Below are 18,735 nucleotides of genomic sequence, written 5' to 3' on the forward strand. Positions count from 1 at the left end.
GACGATAACCTAAGTGTAGAATTTAAATCTTAATTTTATCATAAAAGGATAAAGTGGCCAATGGGTGCCCTGGATGAGCTTTTAAAGAATGAAAATAAAAATCCGCCCCCTTTCCCCGATCTTGGTATAAAGATCCTTCAAACTCTCTTTACCAAGACCCCTCGGGAGATTGAGGAAGTATTCCAGACAGAAAAGGAGATATCCAGGTTTCTTATTGAAATCGCAAATCTCCCACATTTCCGAAAAGGTGCACCCCCTATTAATGACTTTAGAATGGCAAGTCTTGTCCTCGGAGAGACTACGCTACACATTCTTGCCCTTGGTCTAATTGCTAAGAAACTTATGCGTTCCACCTTTAACGAATTCAGTTTCCCCAGATTCTGGTCAAGAGCCCTATCCCAAGCAGTAGCCATGTATTTTTTTGCAGACCTTGTGGAGGACATCTCCAAGCACTTGCCTCTTTCAGCCTTTCTTCTTGATTATGGAATAATTGTGATGTATCACATAAACCCTGAAAAATACTTACAGGTCTTACATTTAAAAAGGGAGGGGAAACCACTTCTTGAAGCGGAAAGAGAAGTTTTTGGAGTAGTTCATCCTGAAATAGGGGCTGAATACTTTGAAAACTATGGTCTCCCCAGAAGATTTATCCTTAATCTCTTATATCATCACTCTACTGATAACACATCCTTAGAAGTATCACCTGAAATTAAAAAGGATTTACTGCTTCTTCAAATGATTGACGAAGGTGTGGGAAGTTTTTTTAGTCGCAGAAGAGAGGAGCGCTGGAAGAGATTTAAAGAATTGGCCGGAACCTTTCTTACAGATATAGAAATTGATACCTTTGGAGAGGTCTTTCCAAGTATTGTCAATACCTATTTTGAGATTTTTGGATGGAATGAATTTAAACTTATATCCCATTCAAAGTGGCTGGAAGAAAAGGAAAGAGAACTCAAGCAACTTGAACTCACCCAAAAAACCAAAGAAGAGGACCTCAAATTAACCATTGAAGAATACAAAAACAAAATTTTAGAACTCCACTTGGAAAAAAAAGATTTGGAAAAGACATTAGACCTTTTATGGCTTAAATTTAAGGAAAGAACCATATTAGATGAGCTCACAGAGGTCTATCAGGAGTCCTATTTTTTAAAAAGGCTAAAAGAAGAGCTTTTAAGAGCCAAAAGGTATCGCAGAACCTTTAGTGTTCTCTGTGTAGAACTGGAAAAATTAGATGAAATTGGAAAGAAATACGGTGCTGGGGAAGAGGAAAAATTTCTTAAAGAGATAGCTCAAAATTTTCAAAAACTTTTAAGGCGCGTTGATATAACTGGAAGACTTAGGGACTGGAATAGATTCTGGATTATTCTTCCTGAAACCCCCTCCCAGGGGGCTATGGTGGTTGCCCGGAAACTTTTACGCAAGGTTGAAGAACTTTATTTTAGGACCTATCAGCTTGAGGCCTCTCCTTTTATATCAGTAATAACCTACGATCCCATAAAAGTTGATCCCAAAAAAGAACCTTCTGTAGAGACATTAATTAAACTTTTAGAAAAGGGGCTGGATCTTCTTAAGAGTAGAAAGCAAAACAGAGTTTTATTACTGAGGATAGAAAAGGATATTGAGTAGTAAAAAAACACGGATTGATCTCCTTCTTGTAAAAAGGGGCCTGGCTGAAAGTCGTCAAAAAGCTCAGGCCTTGATCCTTTCTGGAAAAGTCTTTTATTCTATGGATGGGTTAAATTTTCACCCCGTTTTAAAACCAGGAGAGGCCTTTCCTGAAAGTGTGATTCTTCAAATTAAAGAGGATATACCCTATGTTTCCCGAGGAGGCCTTAAGCTTGAAGGGGCCCTTAAGGTCTTTGAGATAAATCCTGAAGGCATGGTATGCTTGGATGTAGGAGCTTCAACCGGAGGATTTACCCACTGCCTTCTCTTAAAAGGTGCTCAAAAAATTTATGCCGTTGATGTAGGTAAAGGGCAACTCCACTTTAAATTACGGAATCATCCTCAGGTGATTTTGATGGAAAATATTAATGCCAGATACTTAACACCAGATATGTTTCCAGAAAAATTTGATCTCATAACAGTAGATGTCTCCTTTATTTCCCTTGAAAAGATTCTCCCTGTCCTCATACCTCTTCTTAAGGCAGAAGGTTTGATTCTTGCCCTAATTAAACCTCAATTTGAACTCTCCCCGAAAGAGGTAAAAAAGGGTGTAGTCAGAGACCCTAAGCTTCATTTCAAGGTGGTCCAAAAGATCTGGTCTTTTGCAGAATCCCTTGGCTTAAGACCTCTGGGAGTTGCTGAAAGTTCAATTCCTGGAGCCAAAGGGAATAAGGAATTTTTTATTTGCCTTAAAAAGCAAGCTATGCTATAATATAGTAAAAAAGCTTCAAGGAGGGCCCTATGAAGATTGTTGTTGCCTATGATGGTTCAGAAGATGCAAAAGAAGGGGTCAAACTGGCACAAAAATTTCTAAAAGAAAATCATGGAGAACTAATCCTGCTTGGAATTGCTGCCAAAAGGGAGGATATGAGCCCTGAAGAGGTGCAAAAGGTTAGAACTAAAACTGAAGAGCTACTATCTGATGCAAAAAAAATCTTTTCAGACCTTAAATTTGAAACTGTCCTCCTTGAGGATTATTCTGTTGCTGAAGCTATTTTAAAGTTTGTGGAGAAAAAGGAGGCTGATCTCCTGATTATGGGTGCTAAGGGCACAAGGCCTGATATTTTAAGATATACCCTTGGAAGCACTGCAGCCAAGGTTGTATCCTTTGCCCCTTGCTCTGTCTTTATTGTAAGAAAAAAGGTAACTGAGGAGTAAATACTAAGTGTTAAATGAGTTCTCTTTTTCTTGAACTTGCCTTTTTAATATACCTTATTGCCTGGATTGGCTTTTTATTTTATTTCAAGACCTTAGATAAAAAGGCTCTGAAATTATCACAAGGGGTTTTGCTTACTGGTTTTTCCTTTCATCTCCTTTCCCTGTTAATTTTGGTTAAAGACTTCTATATCTCCCCTTTTTTTACATTTCGTGAGGTCTTAAGCCTCTTTTCCTTTACCCTAATAGGAGTGTATTTTTATTTTTCCTTTGGCCGGGACAAGGCCTATACTCTGGGAACCTTTCTTTTGCCCTTGCCTATTTTATTTTTAGCTCTTTCTTTTTTCCTCAAAAAGGCACCTGCTACCCCCTTTTTACCGTATGTTAAAAGCCTCTGGTTTCCCCTGCATGGAATATCTTCTCTGCTCTCGCATGCCTTTTTACTCAACGGATTTATTGCCTCTCTTATGTATCTTTTACAGGAAAAGGAGCTTAAAAGGAAACACTTTGGATACTTTTTTAAAAAGCTTCCTCCTTTACATTCCTTAGAAAGAATCTCAGAGAAAGCTCTTTATCACGGCTTTTTTTTCCTCACTCTCGGAATCCTGAGTGGAGCTTTATGGAGTGAACTTGCCCTTGGAGATTACTGGAGGTGGTCAGCCAAAGAGGTTATCTCCCTATCTTTATGGCTCATCTATGCAGGAATGATCCATCAGAGGATTCTTATTGGCTGGAGAGGTAAAAGGCTTGCCTATATGTTTATCCTTGGGAGCCTCCTCTGGTTTTTTACCTTTTTCGTTGTAAATTTTTACTTTAAAGGCTTTCATACTTATGGTTACTAATTTCAAGCTCTGTCTTATTGGAGTTAATCATAAAACTACTCCTGTGGAGATTAGAGAAAAGCTCTCCTTTACCTCAGCTCACATTCATCCCTTAGAGAAATTTCAGAAATTTTCAACCTCCTTTAAAGAGGCCTTTTTTCTCTCTACCTGCAACAGGGTTGAATTTTTCTTTGTTCATCATCCTGACCAGAGGCCCTTACTTTTAGAGGCCTTTTCAAATTTTTTAAAAGAGGAAACAGGCTTCACCCTGGAAAATCTTGAGCCCCATTTTTATTTTCTTGAGGATGAAAACGCTATTAGACATCTCTTTGAAGTAGCCTGCGGTCTTGACTCCTTAGTCCTGGGGGAACCTCAGATCCTTGGTCAGCTCAAGGAAGCCTATAGGGTTGCTCTCCATTATAAAACCTCAGGCCTTATCCTGAATAAACTTATGCATCGGGCCTTTTTTGTAGCCAAGAGAGTTAGAACTGAAACTGGTATAGGGGGAGGGGCTGTTTCAGTTAGTTATGCAGCCTCTCAGCTTGCTAAAAAAGTGCTTGGTTCTCTACGGGATAAGAAAGTGCTTTTAATTGGAGCAGGGGAGATGGCTGAACTTGCCTGCCAGCACTTATTAACCTTAGGTGCTACAGAGATACTTATTGCTAATAGAACCCTTTCTAAGGCCATAGAACTTGCAGAACGCTTTAAAGGAAAAGCCTCCTCCTTAGAAGAACTCCCCGAGGTTCTCCTTCAAGCAGATATTGTAATTTCTTCCACAGGTGCCCCTGGTTTTATCATCACCAAAAAACTTCTTTCCCCTCTTTTAAAACCGCGCAAATTTAAACCTCTTTTTATTATTGATATAGCAGTGCCAAGGGATGTAGAGCCTGCAGTAAATGAACTTGAAAATGTCTATCTCTTTGATATTGATGATCTCAAAGAAGTGGTAGAGGAAAACCTGAAGGCCCGCAAAAATGAAGCCCTTAGAGCTAAAACTATAATTGAGGAAGAGGTGCATAAGGTCAAAAAATGGCTCTCGGAGCTTGCCATAAATCCAACTTTGAGAAGGCTTACTGAAAAGGCAGAAACCTTACGCCAGAAGGAACTGGAAAAAACTCTAAAAAAGTTACGGAATATTTCCCCAGAAGATAAGGAGGCCTTAGAGATCCTTACCAAATCCCTCGTGCAGAAACTCCTCTCCTATCCCATTCATTTTCTTAAAAGGGGGTATCACGAAGAGGGTAAGTTTGCCATAAGTCTCATCCGGGAGATCTATCAATTAGATGAGGGAGAAGAGAGCGCTAAAAAAGAACTTTTTCTTGAAGATACCTTAGAGGAAGCTTCCCTCCAGAAAGAGGATTCCTCTGTAAAAATACTTCAGTAATTTTCAGCTTAGAAGGGGATATCCTCTTCTTCAAGGGGTGGTAATTCTTCAATAAACTCGTGATGTCCCTCCTTGGGAAAAGAGGATTTAGAAGTTTCCTGAGCCATTCCTTCGGGTCTCCTATCAAGGATTTGTAAAGTTTGCACTAAAACCTCGGTTACAAATCTCGTTTGACCCTGTTTATCCTCAAATTTTCTGGTTCTAAGTTTGCCTTCAATATAAACCCTTGAACCCTTAGAGAGATATTCTCCACAGATTTCAGCTAATCTTCCAAAGGCAACCAATCTATGCCATTCAGTAATTGTTTCCTTTTCGCCATTTTTGACATAGACCTCATTGGTTGCTACCCTAAAGACTGCAACCGGCTTTCCATCCATGGTATAACGAATCTCTGGATCAGCTCCAAGTCTTCCCACTAAAATGACTTTATTGACCATATTTAAACTATACCCCCCTCTTTTAAATTTTCAACCTATCAGGGTAGTATGATAAATTTTCTGTATAAACGGGTAGGATTAAAATTAACTCAGGAACATAGGTTGAATTAAAAAAAATTTTTGTAAAGTTCCCTCCAGGAAGCTCCCTAAAAAGTAACCAGGTAGGCAAAGATAAAAAGACTTTAATTTAATTTTTCCCAGAAAAAGCCCTTGATATTCCTCTCCCCTGAAGAAATCTCAATCCCTATAAGATAAATCTCCTTACACTTCCCCTCATACTTCTTATGATACCCCTTCTCCTTAAGTTGAACTAAAGCTTTAGCATCTGCCTCCTCTCCATCAACCACCTTGAACTCAAAAAGATAAACTCTTTCCCTATATAGCACTGTCAAATCTATCTGCCCCTTATTGGTTATATCCTCAGGGATTACCTCAAGCCCTGACCCACATAAAAAGGCATAAAAACAACTGGCATAATACCCCTCATAACGAAAAAGCTCATTCCTCCTGAACCAATCATGGGGTATCCCTGCATAAAGACTCTCAAGAGCCTTTTTCATCTTCTCAAAATTATTCTCCTCAAGAGCCAAAAGAAAATCCCTTGTCTTTAAAGAAACTTCCCCTGTATCCCCTGTAAAATACTCCGCAAGCACCTCATTTAAGGCTAACTTTACCTCCTTATTCGGATAGGAAAGCTCATAAAGAATCTTATCTGCAAGCCTGAACATTCTCTTTATAGTTAAATAACCCGCTTGAAAAAGAAGATTCTCAGGCCTAACTCTATCTACATCAAATGACCCAATAAGTGAGTCTGTTGCTACAAGATTTTCAAGCTCGGGAAGATAAAAACGCTTCTCAAGAAGAAGCTTTATAAGAAAACTGGGAGTCCCTGTTTCAAACCAGTAAGGGTGAAAGGTTTTTTTCTTAAGATAGAGAAGCACATCAAAGGGATTGTAAACGGGTTCCCCAAGCCAGGAATAACCATTATACCAGCATTTTATAAGCTCTAAATCCTTATCTTCTAATTCTTCTCTAAAGACCTCTTCAAGCTCTTCTTGAGTATATCCACAGATTTCTGCAAATCTTTTATCAAGGCTAATGTCATTTAACTGATTTAGGCCTGAGAAAAGGGAAACCTTTGAGAATTTGGAAACCCCCGTTAGGAAAACAAATTTTAAATAAGCATCAAGGGGTTTAAGAACACTATAAAAATTCTTAAGCACATCTCTTACTGCCTTTGCGGTCTCTCTATCCTCAATACAATCAAGAATGGGTTTGTCATACTCATCCACAAGAACTACAACTTTTTGCTTATACTTCTCATAACTTTTAAGGATTAATTCCTCAAAACAGCTTCTGTAATCATCAAGATATTCACATTCTATTTGAAGAGTCCTCTGGCATCTCTTAAGCTGGATAAGAATCCATTTTTTTAATTCTTCGGCACTGCTTACATCTCCTCCCCCAAAATCAATATGTATAACAGGATACCTGACACTCCAGTCCCAGTTTTTCTCAAGATAGAGCCCCTGGAAAAGCTCTTTTCTTCCAAGGAAGGCCTGTTTCAGGGTGTCCACGAAAAGGGATTTTCCAAATCTCCTTGGGCGGGAGAGAAAATAATATTTTCCTTCGGAGACAAGTTTTTCAACAAATTGAGTTTTATCTACATAATAATAGGGTTCTGAGCGAATCTCCACAAAGCTTGAAATTCCAATGGGAAGATTTTTCTTCATAATTTCATTTTAAGGCCTCTTTTTCTAAAAATCAATGCTTTGTATGCGTCCATATCTTTTGAGACTCTATAGGATTTTTTCCTTGGGCCTAACACAAATTAAAGCTTTCCACATACCCATTCCTCTTCGGAAAGAAAGGATTAAAAATCTGCAAAATCTTTCCTTAAGTAGAGGTTTAAAATTTTAAACCCCTTGAATTTTTTGTGGGTCTGTTGTAACACAGACATTCTTGTCTGTGTTTCTTTCATACATGGGAGTGTAATTTGCCTCCACAGGCAAGATTGCCTGTGTTACTTTCAGACTTGTATTACCTCCCTTGTATAGATATCTAATTCCTCTTTTAGCACCTTTCCTTTTTCTTGTAAGGATCTGAACTTATGCAAATTTGCTTGGGTTAAAATGATTTCCCTTAGAAAATTAAAGGAGGCATTGAAACTCATATCTACCTCTTTGGGCAGATAAAGCTGCATTTCCTTTTAATGTTATTAATCCTTTCCTGAGTCAAACCTTTGTGTTTTCCCGTTATATGTTCCTTTACATCATTGGGCAGACACACAAAGGCTTCCCCTACTCTCACCCCTCACCGTTCACCTCTTACCTTTTTCTAACCTTCCTTTTTCTTGTTTTCTTGTAAAGAGATGATCTTATAATCCTGAATTTGAATAAAGTTTTTTGCAGGCTGAACAGGCTCTGCAGGTCTCCCTTTTGCAGAAGGGTGTGGTCTTTTGAGCCTGAGCCCTTTTCCACTCCCTCCAGAGAAAGTCCTTAGAGACTCCAATATCTATTATGTCCCAGGGGAAAGATTCTTCCATACTTTGAAGAGGAGAAAGATACCTCTCTAAGTCTTTTACTAAGCTTAAGGCCTGTTTTAAAGGAGCCCCTTCTGCCATTTTTAAAAGAATTTCCTTTAAGTCTGCAGAACCCCTGGCAAGGAGAGCCTGAAGGAATGCCTCCTTAGGAGATTCAAATTTTATTCCTTTTACACCTGAAACCTCCTTTAAAAGAAGATCTCTCTTTCTTTCAAGTTTGGTAATCCCATTAAATTCAGCCCACTGGAAAGGTGTATGAGGTTTGGGAACAAAAAAGGAAAAGGTAAAGGTAAAATGAAAAGGCAACTTCCTTTGCAACAATCTATTAATAAATTTAGCTGTCTCAATAATATCTTCTTCTTCCTCAAAGGGAAGTCCAAGCATGAAGTAAATTTTTACCTTTTTGAGACCAGCCCTTTTAAGTTTATCAAGGACCGAATAAATCTCTTCCTCTTCTATAAACTTATTAATCACCCTCTTTAACCTTAGAGAGGCTGTTTCAGGGGCAAGGGCAACACTTTTAGCCCCTTTTAAAAGCTTCAAAAATTCTTCATTTATAGCATCAATTCTCAGAGAAGAAAAGGTTAAAACACACTTTTTAGATAGAAGGCTTTCTCCAAGCTTTAAGACCTCTTCTTTATCTACAAATTCAAGCCCTATTAATCCAACCTTAGCTGAATCTGGAATCTCTTTAACCTTTTCAAGGAGGGCCTCTACTGAATATCTTCTGGGAGGGCGATAAATAAAGCCTGCTAAACAGAATCTACAGGCCCTACCGCATCCCTTAGAGACCTCAAGAAGATAGGATCTCCCGAACTTAGCCTTATCCGAAAGCACAGTGGATAGAAGGGGATTTTCTGGCCTTTTTACCTTTTCAACCCTGACTCTTTTCTTCTCAAAGTGTGCAGGACTATAAAAAAACTCAAATTTTGAAAGGGCTTGTATCAATTTATCCTTTGAAAAGGCCTCTTCAACAAAGACAGGAATAATTTTTTCCTCTAAGGCCTCCCATTCTCCCAGCAAAAATCCATCTATAAAGGGGGCTAAAGGCTCTGGATTTGCCCAGAGGGCTACTCCCCCAGCAAGTATGGTCTGAGCCCTCTCCTTAGGCTCAAGGGAAATACCACCATCTTTAAGGATCCTTAACACATTTATATAATCCGCTTCAAAGGGTATGGAAAACAAAAGAAGAGGGAAATCTCTTAAGGGTCGGTTACTTTCAATGGACCTGATTTCACTTCGTTCATAAAAGACCCTTTCGCAGACAAGCTCCTCATACTGATTAAGCCTCTGGTAGAGGGTCAGGAACCCTAAATTTGCCATTCCCAGTTCGTATTTATTTGGAAAAATGAGAGCTATAGGGACTCTTCCCCTCCACCTCTTTTTAAAAAAATTTTCCTCCAGTTTCAAAAGATCTCTTTTCAAGCCACCCTCTCCCTTAGAAAAATCTTTTAGGTTATACTAATAAAGTGCAGGTAAAAATCCTTCTCCTTTTTTTGGTTGGTATTCTATCAGCCTTTTTCTATACTTTAATCATAGCACCTTCCTCTCAAAAGGGGATTCCCAGAGGGGAAATACCTCATTTAACCTCTGGAAGGCCTGAGCTATGTTTAATATGCCATAAGGAAAAAATTCAAGAAAAGGCCCATGCCGTTGAGGTATTGGGGTGCTCAAGCTGTCACCTTGGAAGCCCCTTAACCCCCTCGTTAAAAGAAGCCCATACAGGGCTAATTAAAAATCCTTCAGACCTTAGAGTCGTGCATAAGACCTGCGGACAAGCCAATTGTCACCCAGAAGATGTAAAAAAGGTGAAAAACTCTCTTATGGCTACCAATCACGGGATACTTGTGCGCTTAATAAAGGTCTTTGAAGAAGAAAACCTCCTAAAAACTCATCCTGTCTTAAAGGTAGCAGACCTTTATACTGAACCCAAAGAGTTTTCTCAAAGCCTTGCCCTTGACTACTTTAGAAAACTCTGTGGATCCTGTCACCTCTATTTACAGAAAGAAAAAATGGAGGGCTTTTTAGCTGAAAAAGGAGGAGGTTGTTCAGCCTGCCATTTAACAGGCTCAAAGGAAGATTTGAAAAAGAAAAAGCTCCATCCCGGGCTGATCAAAAAAATTCATCTCAACAGGTGTGTGAACTGTCACAATCGCAGTGGAAGAATTGGTCTTACCTACCAGGGCCTATATGAAACCCCTCAAGGAGGTGTCTTTGATAAAAAATGGATTGATGGTAGAGAACTTATAGAGATAGAGCCAGATATCCATTATAAAGCAGGGCTTCACTGCATAGACTGTCACACCCGAGATGAGACTATGGGAGATGGAAACTTCTATAAAAATATTAGCGAGGCTATTGAGGTTACCTGTGAAACCTGTCACTTAGCAGAAATAAAAACTAAAAAGGGAAAGATACTGCAACAGCTTGTAAATACTGAAAAAGGGCTCTTTCAAAAAAGAAAGATGGATGAATTGCTTCTTCCTGTAAAAAAGCCCGCTTCCATTTGTCAGGATAAGCTCCATACAAGGCTTTCCTGCTCAGCCTGCCATTCTAAATATATGCCCCAGTGCATGGGCTGTCATGTTAGATACAATCCTAAGGAAACCCACTTTGATAAAATTAAAGCCAGAGAAACTCGAGGCCTCTGGGAAGAACACGAATCCTACAGAACCCTTGAAGACCCACCTCTTGCTGTAAAGGGGAATAAAATTGTTCCTGTAACTCCTGGGTGACAGGATTTCATTACCCTTCTGGATAAGAAAGGGAAAGTGGAAAAATATTTTGAAAGTATTACCTGGGCTCAGATTGATCCTCATTCCACTCAAAAAAAGGGAAGAACCTGCCAGAGCTGTCATCAAAATCCCAAAGCCGTAGGCCTTGGATATGGAAAAATTTCTTTTCAAAAAGGGAAACTTTTCTTTGAGGCCCTTGAGAAGTCAGTAACCAAAAATCCAAAGATTTCTCTATCCCAGATTGTTACCCCTGAGGGTAAGACCTTAGTAAAATTTAACCGCCCGGAAATGAGGGGCTTTAATGAAGAGGAGCTTTTAAGGATATTGCGAGTAGGACTCTGTCTCAATTGTCATTCTGAAAAAGATAAGCTCTTTAAGACCTGGAAGAGAGATACCAGGTGCCCTAAATTTCCTCATCTTTAATTTTTAAAAAAATTCCCTCTTGACAAAATTTCAAGTTTGAGTAAAGTATTAAATGTAAGGTTATTTTGGCTATTTTTATTAAAACACTTTAATTAAAAGGAGGTGGGGTTATGGATGTCTTATTAGCTTCAAGGTTACAGTTTGCTGCAGCAGCTATGTTTCATTTTCTTTTTGTGCCCCTGACACTGGGGCTCTCCTTTTTAACAGCCATTTTTCAGACCCTCTGGCTTAAGACTGGAGATGATGATTACAAGAGGGCAGCGCGCTTCTGGGGTAAGCTTTTTCTCATTAACTTTGGTCTGGGAGTAGTTACAGGTATTACCCTTGAGTTTCAGTTTGGCACAAACTGGCGTTTTTACTCTCAGTATGTTGGAGACATCTTTGGCTCCCTTCTTGCTATTGAAGCAACCCTTGCCTTTTTCCTTGAATCAACTTTTATTGCAGTCTGGTGGTTTGGTTGGGGTAAAGTGAGCCCAAGGGTTAACACTCTTGCTATCTGGCTTACAGCTATTGCCTCAAATATCTCTGCTCTTTGGATACTTCTTGCCAATGGTTGGATGCAACATCCAGTAGGCTATGTTATAAGAGGGGGTAGAGCAGAACTTGAAAGTTTCTCAGCAGTTTTAACCAATTCTTTTGCCTGGTGGGAATTTCTACATACGGTGCCTTCAGCCTATGTGCTTTCAGGGTTTTTTGTTCTTGGTGTTTCAGCCTGGCACCTAATTAGAAAAAATGAGCTTTCCCTATTTAAGAAGAGTTTCAGGGTGGCTGCCATCTGGACTATGATTTTCAGCCTCTATCTTATTGTTGAAGGGCATATTCATGGTGCAGAAGTGGCAGAAAAACAGCCTACCAAACTTGCTGCTATGGAGTCTCATTGGGTAACTGAGAAAGGGGCAGGATGGAGTCTCTTGGTTATTCCTGATGAAGAAAATGAAAGAAACTCAGTAGAACTTTTTAAAATCCCCAATGTTCTTAGTCTTCTTGCCTTCCACGATCCTAATGCTGAAGTAAAAGGACTTAAAGAATGGCCTAAGGAGGAGAGACCTCCGGTTGCCCTTTCTTTCTGGAGTTTCCGCATCATGGTTGCCCTTGGATTCCTCTTTGGACTTCTCTCTATTCTTGCCTTTTTAAAGAGAAGGCAACCTGAGGCAAGTCCAAAACTTCTTAAAGTTCTTATCTGGAATATACCTCTTCCCTATATTGCAGCTCAAGCAGGATGGATGCTTGCAGAGGTAGGAAGACAGCCCTGGATTGTTTATGGCCTTATGAAAACCAAGGATGCAGTTTCACCCCTTTCAGCAGTGCAAGTTGGTCTTAGCCTTCCTGCTTTTATTATTGTTTATGGAATCCTCGGAATTATTTGTTTCTGGTTGATTGCTCATCATGCCAGAAAAGGGCCAGAGCCAGTTGAAGCCCTTTCAGAAAAACCTGCTACAGAAACCCTATAAAGGAGGTGAGACCATGGAAATGAATATTTTTCAAATAATCTGGTATGTTTTATGGGGAGTTCTCTGGGCCGTTTATTTTGCCCTTGATGGCTTTGACCTCGGGGCAGGTTCTCTTCTATACTTTCTTGGAAAAGACGAAAAGGAAAGAAGGGTAGTCTATCAGGCAGTTGGTCCTTTCTGGGATGGAAATGAGGTATGGCTTATAACTGCAGGAGGTGCAACCTTTGCCGCCTTTCCCACAGCTTATGCAGTTATGTTCAGTGCCCTCTATACCCCCCTTTTACTCCTTCTATTTTCTCTAATTCTTAGAGGCGTAGCAGTAGAATATAGAAACAAACATGAAAGCCTTTCCTGGAGAAACTTCTGGGATTTTCTCTTTTTCCTTGGAAGTTTTCTGCCTGCCCTTCTTCTTGGAGTTGCCTTTGCCAACATTTTTAAGGGTGTTCCCATTGATGAAAAAGGCCTTCTGCAAACCAATTTATTTGGGCTTTTGAATCCCTATGGACTTTTGGGTGGACTTCTCTTTGTATTTTGCTTTGCAACCCATGGAGCTCTCTGGGTAGCCTTTAAAGCTCCTTCACCTTTTAGTGAAAGGGCTGCCAATCTTGCCAAAAAAACCTGGGTTGTAACCCTTCTTTTGGTAATTCTCTTTTGGATTATATCTTTTGCTGTAACTAATATGTGGGCTAACTTTTTAAAAGCCCCACTTCTCATTGCCTTTCCCCTTTTAGCTGCCCTCTGTTATCTCATGGTCCCTGTATTTCTGAATAAAGGGGCCTACTTTAAAGCCTGGGCCTTTTCAGCTCTTACCATAGTGCTTTTTACCGCCTGGGGAGTTGCAGGCCTTTTCCCCAACATCCTTCCCTCTTCCATTAATCCAGCCTATAGTCTTACCCTTGTTAATAGCTCCTCAAGTCCTCTTACTCTAAAGATAATGACAACTGTTGCTATTCTCTTTGTTCCCATTGTTCTTGCTTATACTTTCTGGGCTTACAAGACCTTCTCCTACAAAATAACCAAGGAAGATATCTCCTACTAATCCCCTGCCCCCCTCCTGGGGTATTTCTCTGGAAGCCCTTCGGGGCTTCCTTTTTTTATTCAAAAATTCACCTTGACTCGCATATGCTCTTTAAATAAAATTTTTTATAAATATCTTTTTACTTGGGACATGTCCTTTAAAGTGGAAGGATTTTTCAAAATCCTGTGAAACAAAAAATTTGCAATTTTTCAAAATTATGTTTTATTTTAACATATTCTACCCAAAATGCTTTTTAAAAATGCAAAAAAATAAAAGATTAGAATTAATATTTGAAAAAATTGTGCAAGCCGGAGAGATTTTAAAGAAATATTATGCAGGAAGCTTTGAGATCAATCATAAGGGTAAAATAGACCTGGTAACTACTGCTGACCTTGAGGTAGAGGCCTTTCTTAAGGAAGCTCTTAAAAAAGATTTTCCTGATTTTCCGGTAATGGCAGAGGAATCTTCAGATATAAAAAAGTTTTCCCCAGAGGGAGACTATTTTCTTCTTGACCCCTTGGATGGAACCACAAATTTTGCTCATGGTCTCCCCTGGTTTGCCATCTCTCTTGCCTTGATGAGAGATTATTCCCCCCAATTGGGAGTGATTTACAATCCAATAACAGAAGAGCTCTTCTGGGCTGAAAAAGGCAAAGGTGCCTTTTTGAACGGGAAGGCCATCAGGGTTTCTCAAAGGGAGCCCCTTATAAATTGTCTTCTGGCTACAGGTTTTCCTGTCTCAAAGATTATGGAAAAACCCAAACATTTCCTTATTCCCTTTGAGGATTTTATGGTGCGAACTCGGGGGGTGAGGCGTTTTGGAGCAGCTGCCCTTGATCTGGCCTATGTCTCTGCAGGAAGGTATGATGGGTTTTATGAGGCCTATTTAAAGCCCTGGGATACCGCAGCTGGCTTACTTATGGTTGAGGAAGCCGGTGGCAAAGTTACAACCTATCTCGGGGAATCTTATCATCCCTTTAAAAACACAATAGTAGCCTCCAATGGACTTATTCATGATGAAATGATTGAACTTTTAAAAAATAAACATCCTGAAACCTTCAAACCCTTCAGAAATCCCCTTCCAGCAGTAGATATTATAATTGAGTATCAAGGGGGCATAGTATTAATTGAGAGAAGAAATCCACCCCTTGGTCTTGCCCTTCCAGGGGGTTTCGTAGAATATGGAGAAACTCTGGAAGAGGCCGCTCTTAGAGAGGCTAAAGAGGAAACCAATCTCCAAATCAAATTAAAAAATCTTCTTGGATGTTATTCTGATCCCAATAGAGATCCTCGTTTTCATACCATATCCACAGTCTTTATAGCTGATGGGTATGGGGATCTACAAGGTAAAGATGATGCCTTAGAGGCTAAGGCTTACTCTAAGGATTCAATTCCCTGGGAAAGGCTTGTTTTTGACCATGCAAAAATCCTAAAGGATTACATAGAGAGGAAAAAATGGGGTTAAAAGAATGGATTGAAAAAATAAGAGAGGACCTGGGAGAGGAAATTAAAATCCTTTTTTATGAACCTGATCCCTTTATAGCCGAACTCTTAGAGGAGGTTTTGCAGGATTCAGGAGTTAATCTCAAGGTCACTCAGAGCTTAAAAACAATTCTCCCACACCTCACAGAAAACACCTTTCAAATCTTAATTATGGCGATTGAAGCAGGTATTGAGGAGGAACTCTCTGTAATTGAAAAGGTCAAAGAGTTTAAAAAGGATCTTTTGGTATATGCTATGGTAGATTATCATAAAAATCTTGATATTTCCTCATTATTTATGGCTGGGGCAGATGAGGTTATTTTTAAACCCTTTTCTCTTGGTGAGTTTAGAGCAAGGCTCTGGAGGCTACTTAAGGAATATTACCTCACTAAAAAGATTGAAAAGACAATCGTTGAAGATGCCTTAACCGGTGTTTATAACCGTAGATATTTTGAGATAACAATTCGTGAAGAGGCTTACAGGGCCCTTAGACAAAAATTTCCCTTAACCCTTTTTATGATAGACCTTGACAAATTCAAATGGTATAATGATCATCTTGGGCACAAAGCAGGGGATAAGGTCTTAATAGTAGTGGGGGATGTTATCTGCCATAGTACACGGCTTAAAGTTGACAAGGTTTGTAGATATGGTGGAGACGAATTTGTAGTAATCCTGCCCTATACAGATTGGAAACAATCTCTTAAGGTTATAGAGAGGATCTTTAAGAAATGGAGGCGCCTTCCCTTTGAACCTGTTACCCTCTCAATTGGCGTTGCAGAGCTTATTGACCGGGGAAGTCTTGAAGCAAGTGTTTCTGATTTAATCAATCGTGCAGATTCAGCTATGTATAAAGCCAAAAAAAGAGAGGGTAACACCTTTGTGGTAGATGAAGAGACCCTTAAACTATCCTCAAACGCAGGACCTCCTGAAGGGGTTTTATCTTTTCAGGTTTTACAATAACCTCCATCCCTGCGTGAAGATTATTTTTTAAACTTAGGACCTCTCCTGTTAAATTATAATCAGGTAGATAGACCCTTGCCTTTCTGGCTTGAACCTCAAGGAGAATCCCTCTAAGGGTATCTTGAGAATGGTATTTTTGCAAATATTTGAGCAGGAAATATTTCTTTCTTCTATTCTGAAGATAGTTAGCCCTCTGGAGATTACTCTGTAAATCTGGTAGAATCTTTAAAAGGTCCTCCTTGGAAAGGAACTTCTCACCTTTTAAATAGGCCTCAAGTTGGTATTGAGCGAGAAGATCCAGAAATCTGCGGATAGGTGAAGTAAGGGTCGTATAATAGGGCAGGCCAAGGCCTGAGTGATATCCAGGTTCGATGGAAAGCTCAGATTTGGCCATGAATTTAAGCTGTAAAATTTGATGATAAAGGGAGTCAAAGCGCTCCTCAATAGCCTGAAAGGGCTCTTTTTGAGTTCTGTAAAGCACCGGGATTTCTCTTTCTGCCATAAATTTTGCGGAATAATAATTGGTGAGGATCATGGCCTCGGCAACAAGATCCCTGGAAGGCGTCATCTCTATCTTCTGAACAGTTATTTCACCATCAGGCAAAACTCTTACCTGAATCTCTGGCAAGATCACTGCAAAGGCCCCTTTTTCATAGCGAATCTCTTTTTGTTTGATTAGCAAGGCATAAAGTCTCTTAAAAAAAAGGTCTCCCTTTAAAAGAAGGTTATCTACCTCTGTATAGGTATATCTTTCTTTTACCTGAATGAGGGATGGAATTATCTCAAAGGAACACACTTGATTAGCTGAATCTATTTCAAACTTGAAAGTTAAGGCAGGTCTTGGTTCATTCTTTTTCAGACTAAATTTTTCATGGGAAAGAGAAAATGGAAGCATTGGAAGGACTCCTTCAGGAAGATAAAGGGTGGAAGCCCTCTCCAAAGCCCCTTCCCAAAGAGTTGAGCCCGGTCTTATATAACTGGCAACCTCTGCAATATGAACATAAAGCACCAAGTGTTCCCCTTTTTCTTCCACACTCAGAGCATCATCAAAGTCCTCGGTATCCGGAGCATCTATGGTAAAAGTAAAAAGCCCTGTAAGGTCTTTTAAAGAAGAGGATCTTTGTAAAGTTTGGATTTTTTCTGCTTCCTCAAGTTCTTCTTTTTTGAATTCTGTTGGAAAGTTTAATTTTTCAAGTTCAAAAAACCAGTCCCTTTCAATAAGGCAAGCCCGGGAAAGTAAATCCACAATCTTAAGAGGATCGTTTAGTTGATGTTTTTTCAAAACCTCCTCAGCAAGCCTTCCCATTTCAGTTGTCCCTTCTTTAAGCACAAACTCTTTTAAAGCCCTCTGCCAGAAAGATTCCCTGTCCTTAGATAAAGGACTTTGTTTTCCACTCATTAAAGCTGAAAGAAACATCTCTCCTTCGTTTAAGATTTTAAGCCTTTCATACTCCCTTTCCCTCTGAAGCTGTAAGGCCTTTACCTCTTCTCTTTTTCTTATCTTTAAGATATCTGGAGCTTCCAAGGCAAAATAAAGCTTATCTTCAAGGGCCTTACGCATAAAAGCAGCTACCTCATCACAATCAGGAATTCTGGCAAGATAGAGCTCCACAAGCTCCCAGGCGGATCCTTTATCCATCTCCTCTGTAACAATCTCCCAAAGTTCTCTTAAGTTAAAATTCTCCTTTAATTTTTCTCTTTTATCCTGTTTTTCCTTAAGTAAATTCTGAAGAAAAATAAGATTATCTGGATTAACTTTTTGTTTACCAATACTTACCACTGCTTGTGCACTTACCAGCTCTTCCCTTCCTGTGGGAAAAAGAAGGTGCAGTCTCTTACCCTTTATATCCTTAACAAAGGCAACTACTTTTTTATCCTTATAAAAGAGATCCACTAAGTGATAAAGAAGATTCTCAGGAGACATTTAAGATTCAGCAATTTTTAGGGCCTCTCTTAGATTGAGAGTTCCCTCATAGAGGGCCCTACCACTTATAACTCCATATAGACCTTTTTTCTCAAAGGGTTTAAGCTTGGCAATATCCTCTGTAGTCGTTACTCCCCCGGCTAAAATCAACTTATGCTTAGTAATGGTAAGGGCCTTCTCCAGACGCTCAAGCTCAACTCCCTTACCTGTTCCATCCCTCTCAATCAAAGTTAATATAACTGCAAAGAGGGGGAAACTATTTAATTCTTCAAGAAAATCAAGATATCCCACTTCACTTAAGTTAAGCCAACCAGATAGAGCTACCCTTTCTCCCCTCACATCCACACTAACTATAAGTCTCTCAGGGAAGGCTACACATACCTCTTTAAGAAACTCTCTTGACTCAAGGGCCTTGGTGCCCAAAATAACCTGTGAGACCTTGTCTTCCAAATAGGAAGAAATATTTTCTTTATCCCGGATCCCTCCTCCTACTTGAACAGGAATGTTCAGGTTTTTAGCTATCTCCTTAATAAGGGGCATGTGAAGAGGTTTACCTACTTTTGCTCCATCAAGGTCAATAATGTGTAATCTTTTGGCTCCTTCTCTTTCAAAGAAAAGGGCATATTCTAAAGGATTCTCGCCATAAACCTTGGTTTTTTCATAGTCGCCCTGAAAGAGTCTTACTACTTTGCCCTCTCTCAAATCAATAGCTGGGATAAAAAGCATAAATGCTATCCC

General features: G+C 39.6%; 17 protein-coding genes. 11 read left to right on the forward strand and 6 right to left on the reverse strand.

The features are described 5' to 3' along the window. Positions 1-60 precede the first annotated feature (60 nt). The 5 genes from THC_RS04805 to hemA are packed head-to-tail and all read left to right on the forward strand — an operon-like array spanning position 61 to position 5,025. On the forward strand, positions 61-1,626 hold the full coding sequence (locus THC_RS04805; RefSeq protein ID WP_068514117.1) for an HDOD domain-containing protein: 1,566 nt from the start codon (positions 61-63) through the stop codon (positions 1,624-1,626). Continuing rightward, entirely contained in the window at positions 1,619-2,377 is a 759-nt protein-coding gene (locus THC_RS04810; protein ID WP_068514120.1) for a TlyA family RNA methyltransferase, read from the forward strand. Before THC_RS04805 ends, THC_RS04810 begins: the two co-directional genes overlap by 8 nt. A gap of 29 nt (positions 2,378-2,406) precedes the next feature. Further along, complete coding sequence (locus tag THC_RS04815; protein ID WP_068514124.1) at positions 2,407-2,823, forward strand: universal stress protein; 417 nt, start codon at positions 2,407-2,409, stop codon at positions 2,821-2,823. Positions 2,824-2,837: 14 nt separating this feature from the next. Further along, a complete protein-coding gene (locus tag THC_RS04820) occupies positions 2,838-3,662 on the forward strand; it encodes a cytochrome C assembly family protein (RefSeq protein ID WP_068514127.1) in 825 nt (274 codons plus the stop codon). Next, complete coding sequence (hemA, locus tag THC_RS04825) at positions 3,652-5,025, forward strand: glutamyl-tRNA reductase (RefSeq protein ID WP_068514131.1); 1,374 nt, start codon at positions 3,652-3,654, stop codon at positions 5,023-5,025. Before THC_RS04820 ends, hemA begins: the two co-directional genes overlap by 11 nt. 8 nt (positions 5,026-5,033) lie before the next feature. Here the strand turns inward: hemA and THC_RS04830 are convergent, their stop codons facing one another. From THC_RS04830 to THC_RS04840, 4 genes are all read right to left on the reverse strand, one after another. Next, on the reverse strand, positions 5,034-5,462 hold the full coding sequence (locus THC_RS04830; RefSeq protein WP_068514133.1) for a single-stranded DNA-binding protein: 429 nt from the start codon (positions 5,460-5,462) through the stop codon (positions 5,034-5,036). A gap of 22 nt (positions 5,463-5,484) precedes the next feature. Beyond that, complete coding sequence (locus THC_RS09395) at positions 5,485-5,631, reverse strand: hypothetical protein (protein WP_153303644.1); 147 nt, start codon at positions 5,629-5,631, stop codon at positions 5,485-5,487. A gap of 13 nt (positions 5,632-5,644) precedes the next feature. Next, entirely contained in the window at positions 5,645-7,195 is a 1,551-nt protein-coding gene (locus THC_RS04835) for a PD-(D/E)XK nuclease domain-containing ATP-binding protein (RefSeq protein ID WP_068514136.1), read from the reverse strand. A 644-nt stretch (positions 7,196-7,839) separates the two neighbouring features. Beyond that, on the reverse strand, positions 7,840-9,429 hold the full coding sequence (locus THC_RS04840; protein ID WP_068514140.1) for a radical SAM protein: 1,590 nt from the start codon (positions 9,427-9,429) through the stop codon (positions 7,840-7,842). A gap of 44 nt (positions 9,430-9,473) precedes the next feature. Between THC_RS04840 and THC_RS04845 the strand changes: the two genes are divergently transcribed. The 6 genes from THC_RS04845 to THC_RS04870 all read left to right on the forward strand — a co-directional run bounded on the left by THC_RS04845 (position 9,474) and on the right by THC_RS04870 (position 16,073). Further along, positions 9,474-10,739, forward strand: coding sequence for a hypothetical protein (locus THC_RS04845; RefSeq protein WP_068514144.1), 1,266 nt, complete (start codon positions 9,474-9,476; stop codon positions 10,737-10,739). A 36-nt stretch (positions 10,740-10,775) separates the two neighbouring features. Continuing rightward, positions 10,776-11,162 carry a hypothetical protein gene (locus THC_RS04850; protein WP_068514146.1) on the forward strand — a complete coding sequence of 129 codons (387 nt, stop codon included), beginning with the start codon at positions 10,776-10,778 and terminating at the stop codon, positions 11,160-11,162. 110 nt (positions 11,163-11,272) lie between these two features. Continuing rightward, positions 11,273-12,613, forward strand: coding sequence for a cytochrome ubiquinol oxidase subunit I (locus tag THC_RS04855; RefSeq protein WP_068514147.1), 1,341 nt, complete (start codon positions 11,273-11,275; stop codon positions 12,611-12,613). A 13-nt stretch (positions 12,614-12,626) separates the two neighbouring features. Then, positions 12,627-13,652, forward strand: a complete 1,026-nt coding sequence (gene cydB, locus THC_RS04860; RefSeq protein WP_082706292.1) for a cytochrome d ubiquinol oxidase subunit II — start codon at positions 12,627-12,629, stop codon at positions 13,650-13,652. Between the two features lie 238 nt (positions 13,653-13,890). Then, positions 13,891-15,096 carry an inositol monophosphatase family protein gene (locus THC_RS09510; RefSeq protein WP_193392855.1) on the forward strand — a complete coding sequence of 402 codons (1,206 nt, stop codon included), beginning with the start codon at positions 13,891-13,893 and terminating at the stop codon, positions 15,094-15,096. Continuing rightward, positions 15,087-16,073 carry a GGDEF domain-containing response regulator gene (locus THC_RS04870; protein ID WP_068514148.1) on the forward strand — a complete coding sequence of 329 codons (987 nt, stop codon included), beginning with the start codon at positions 15,087-15,089 and terminating at the stop codon, positions 16,071-16,073. The genes THC_RS09510 and THC_RS04870 overlap by 10 nt, the downstream gene beginning before the upstream one ends. Here the strand turns inward: THC_RS04870 and THC_RS04875 are convergent. Both THC_RS04875 and hisA read right to left on the reverse strand, forming a co-directional pair. Continuing rightward, positions 16,012-17,997 carry a ribonuclease catalytic domain-containing protein gene (locus THC_RS04875; RefSeq protein ID WP_068514151.1) on the reverse strand — a complete coding sequence of 662 codons (1,986 nt, stop codon included), beginning with the start codon at positions 17,995-17,997 and terminating at the stop codon, positions 16,012-16,014. The two genes, THC_RS04870 and THC_RS04875, sit on opposite strands and share 62 nt — an antisense overlap. After that, entirely contained in the window at positions 17,998-18,723 is a 726-nt protein-coding gene (gene hisA, locus THC_RS04880; protein ID WP_068514154.1) for a 1-(5-phosphoribosyl)-5-[(5-phosphoribosylamino)methylideneamino]imidazole-4-carboxamide isomerase, read from the reverse strand. Positions 18,724-18,735 lie beyond the last annotated feature (12 nt).

The organism is Caldimicrobium thiodismutans (assembly GCF_001548275.1).
GTDB lineage: Bacteria > Desulfobacterota > Thermodesulfobacteria > Thermodesulfobacteriales > Thermodesulfobacteriaceae > Caldimicrobium > Caldimicrobium thiodismutans.

Coding starts and splice junctions, on each gene's coding strand:
- THC_RS04815 (WP_068514124.1), top strand. CDS start 2,407: ATGAAGATTGTTGTTGCCTATGATGGTTCAGAAGATGCAAAAGAAGGG.
- THC_RS04820 (WP_068514127.1), top strand. CDS start 2,838: ATGAGTTCTCTTTTTCTTGAACTTGCCTTTTTAATATACCTTATTGCC.
- cydB (WP_082706292.1), top strand. CDS start 12,627: ATGGAAATGAATATTTTTCAAATAATCTGGTATGTTTTATGGGGAGTT.
- hisA (WP_068514154.1), bottom strand. CDS start 18,723: ATGCTTTTTATCCCAGCTATTGATTTGAGAGAGGGCAAAGTAGTAAGA.
- THC_RS04835 (WP_068514136.1), bottom strand. CDS start 7,195: ATGAAGAAAAATCTTCCCATTGGAATTTCAAGCTTTGTGGAGATTCGC.
- THC_RS04855 (WP_068514147.1), top strand. CDS start 11,273: ATGGATGTCTTATTAGCTTCAAGGTTACAGTTTGCTGCAGCAGCTATG.
- hemA (WP_068514131.1), top strand. CDS start 3,652: ATGGTTACTAATTTCAAGCTCTGTCTTATTGGAGTTAATCATAAAACT.
- THC_RS04830 (WP_068514133.1), bottom strand. CDS start 5,462: ATGGTCAATAAAGTCATTTTAGTGGGAAGACTTGGAGCTGATCCAGAG.
- THC_RS09510 (WP_193392855.1), top strand. CDS start 13,891: ATGCAAAAAAATAAAAGATTAGAATTAATATTTGAAAAAATTGTGCAA.
- THC_RS04875 (WP_068514151.1), bottom strand. CDS start 17,997: ATGTCTCCTGAGAATCTTCTTTATCACTTAGTGGATCTCTTTTATAAG.
- THC_RS04805 (WP_068514117.1), top strand. CDS start 61: ATGGGTGCCCTGGATGAGCTTTTAAAGAATGAAAATAAAAATCCGCCC.
- THC_RS04870 (WP_068514148.1), top strand. CDS start 15,087: ATGGGGTTAAAAGAATGGATTGAAAAAATAAGAGAGGACCTGGGAGAG.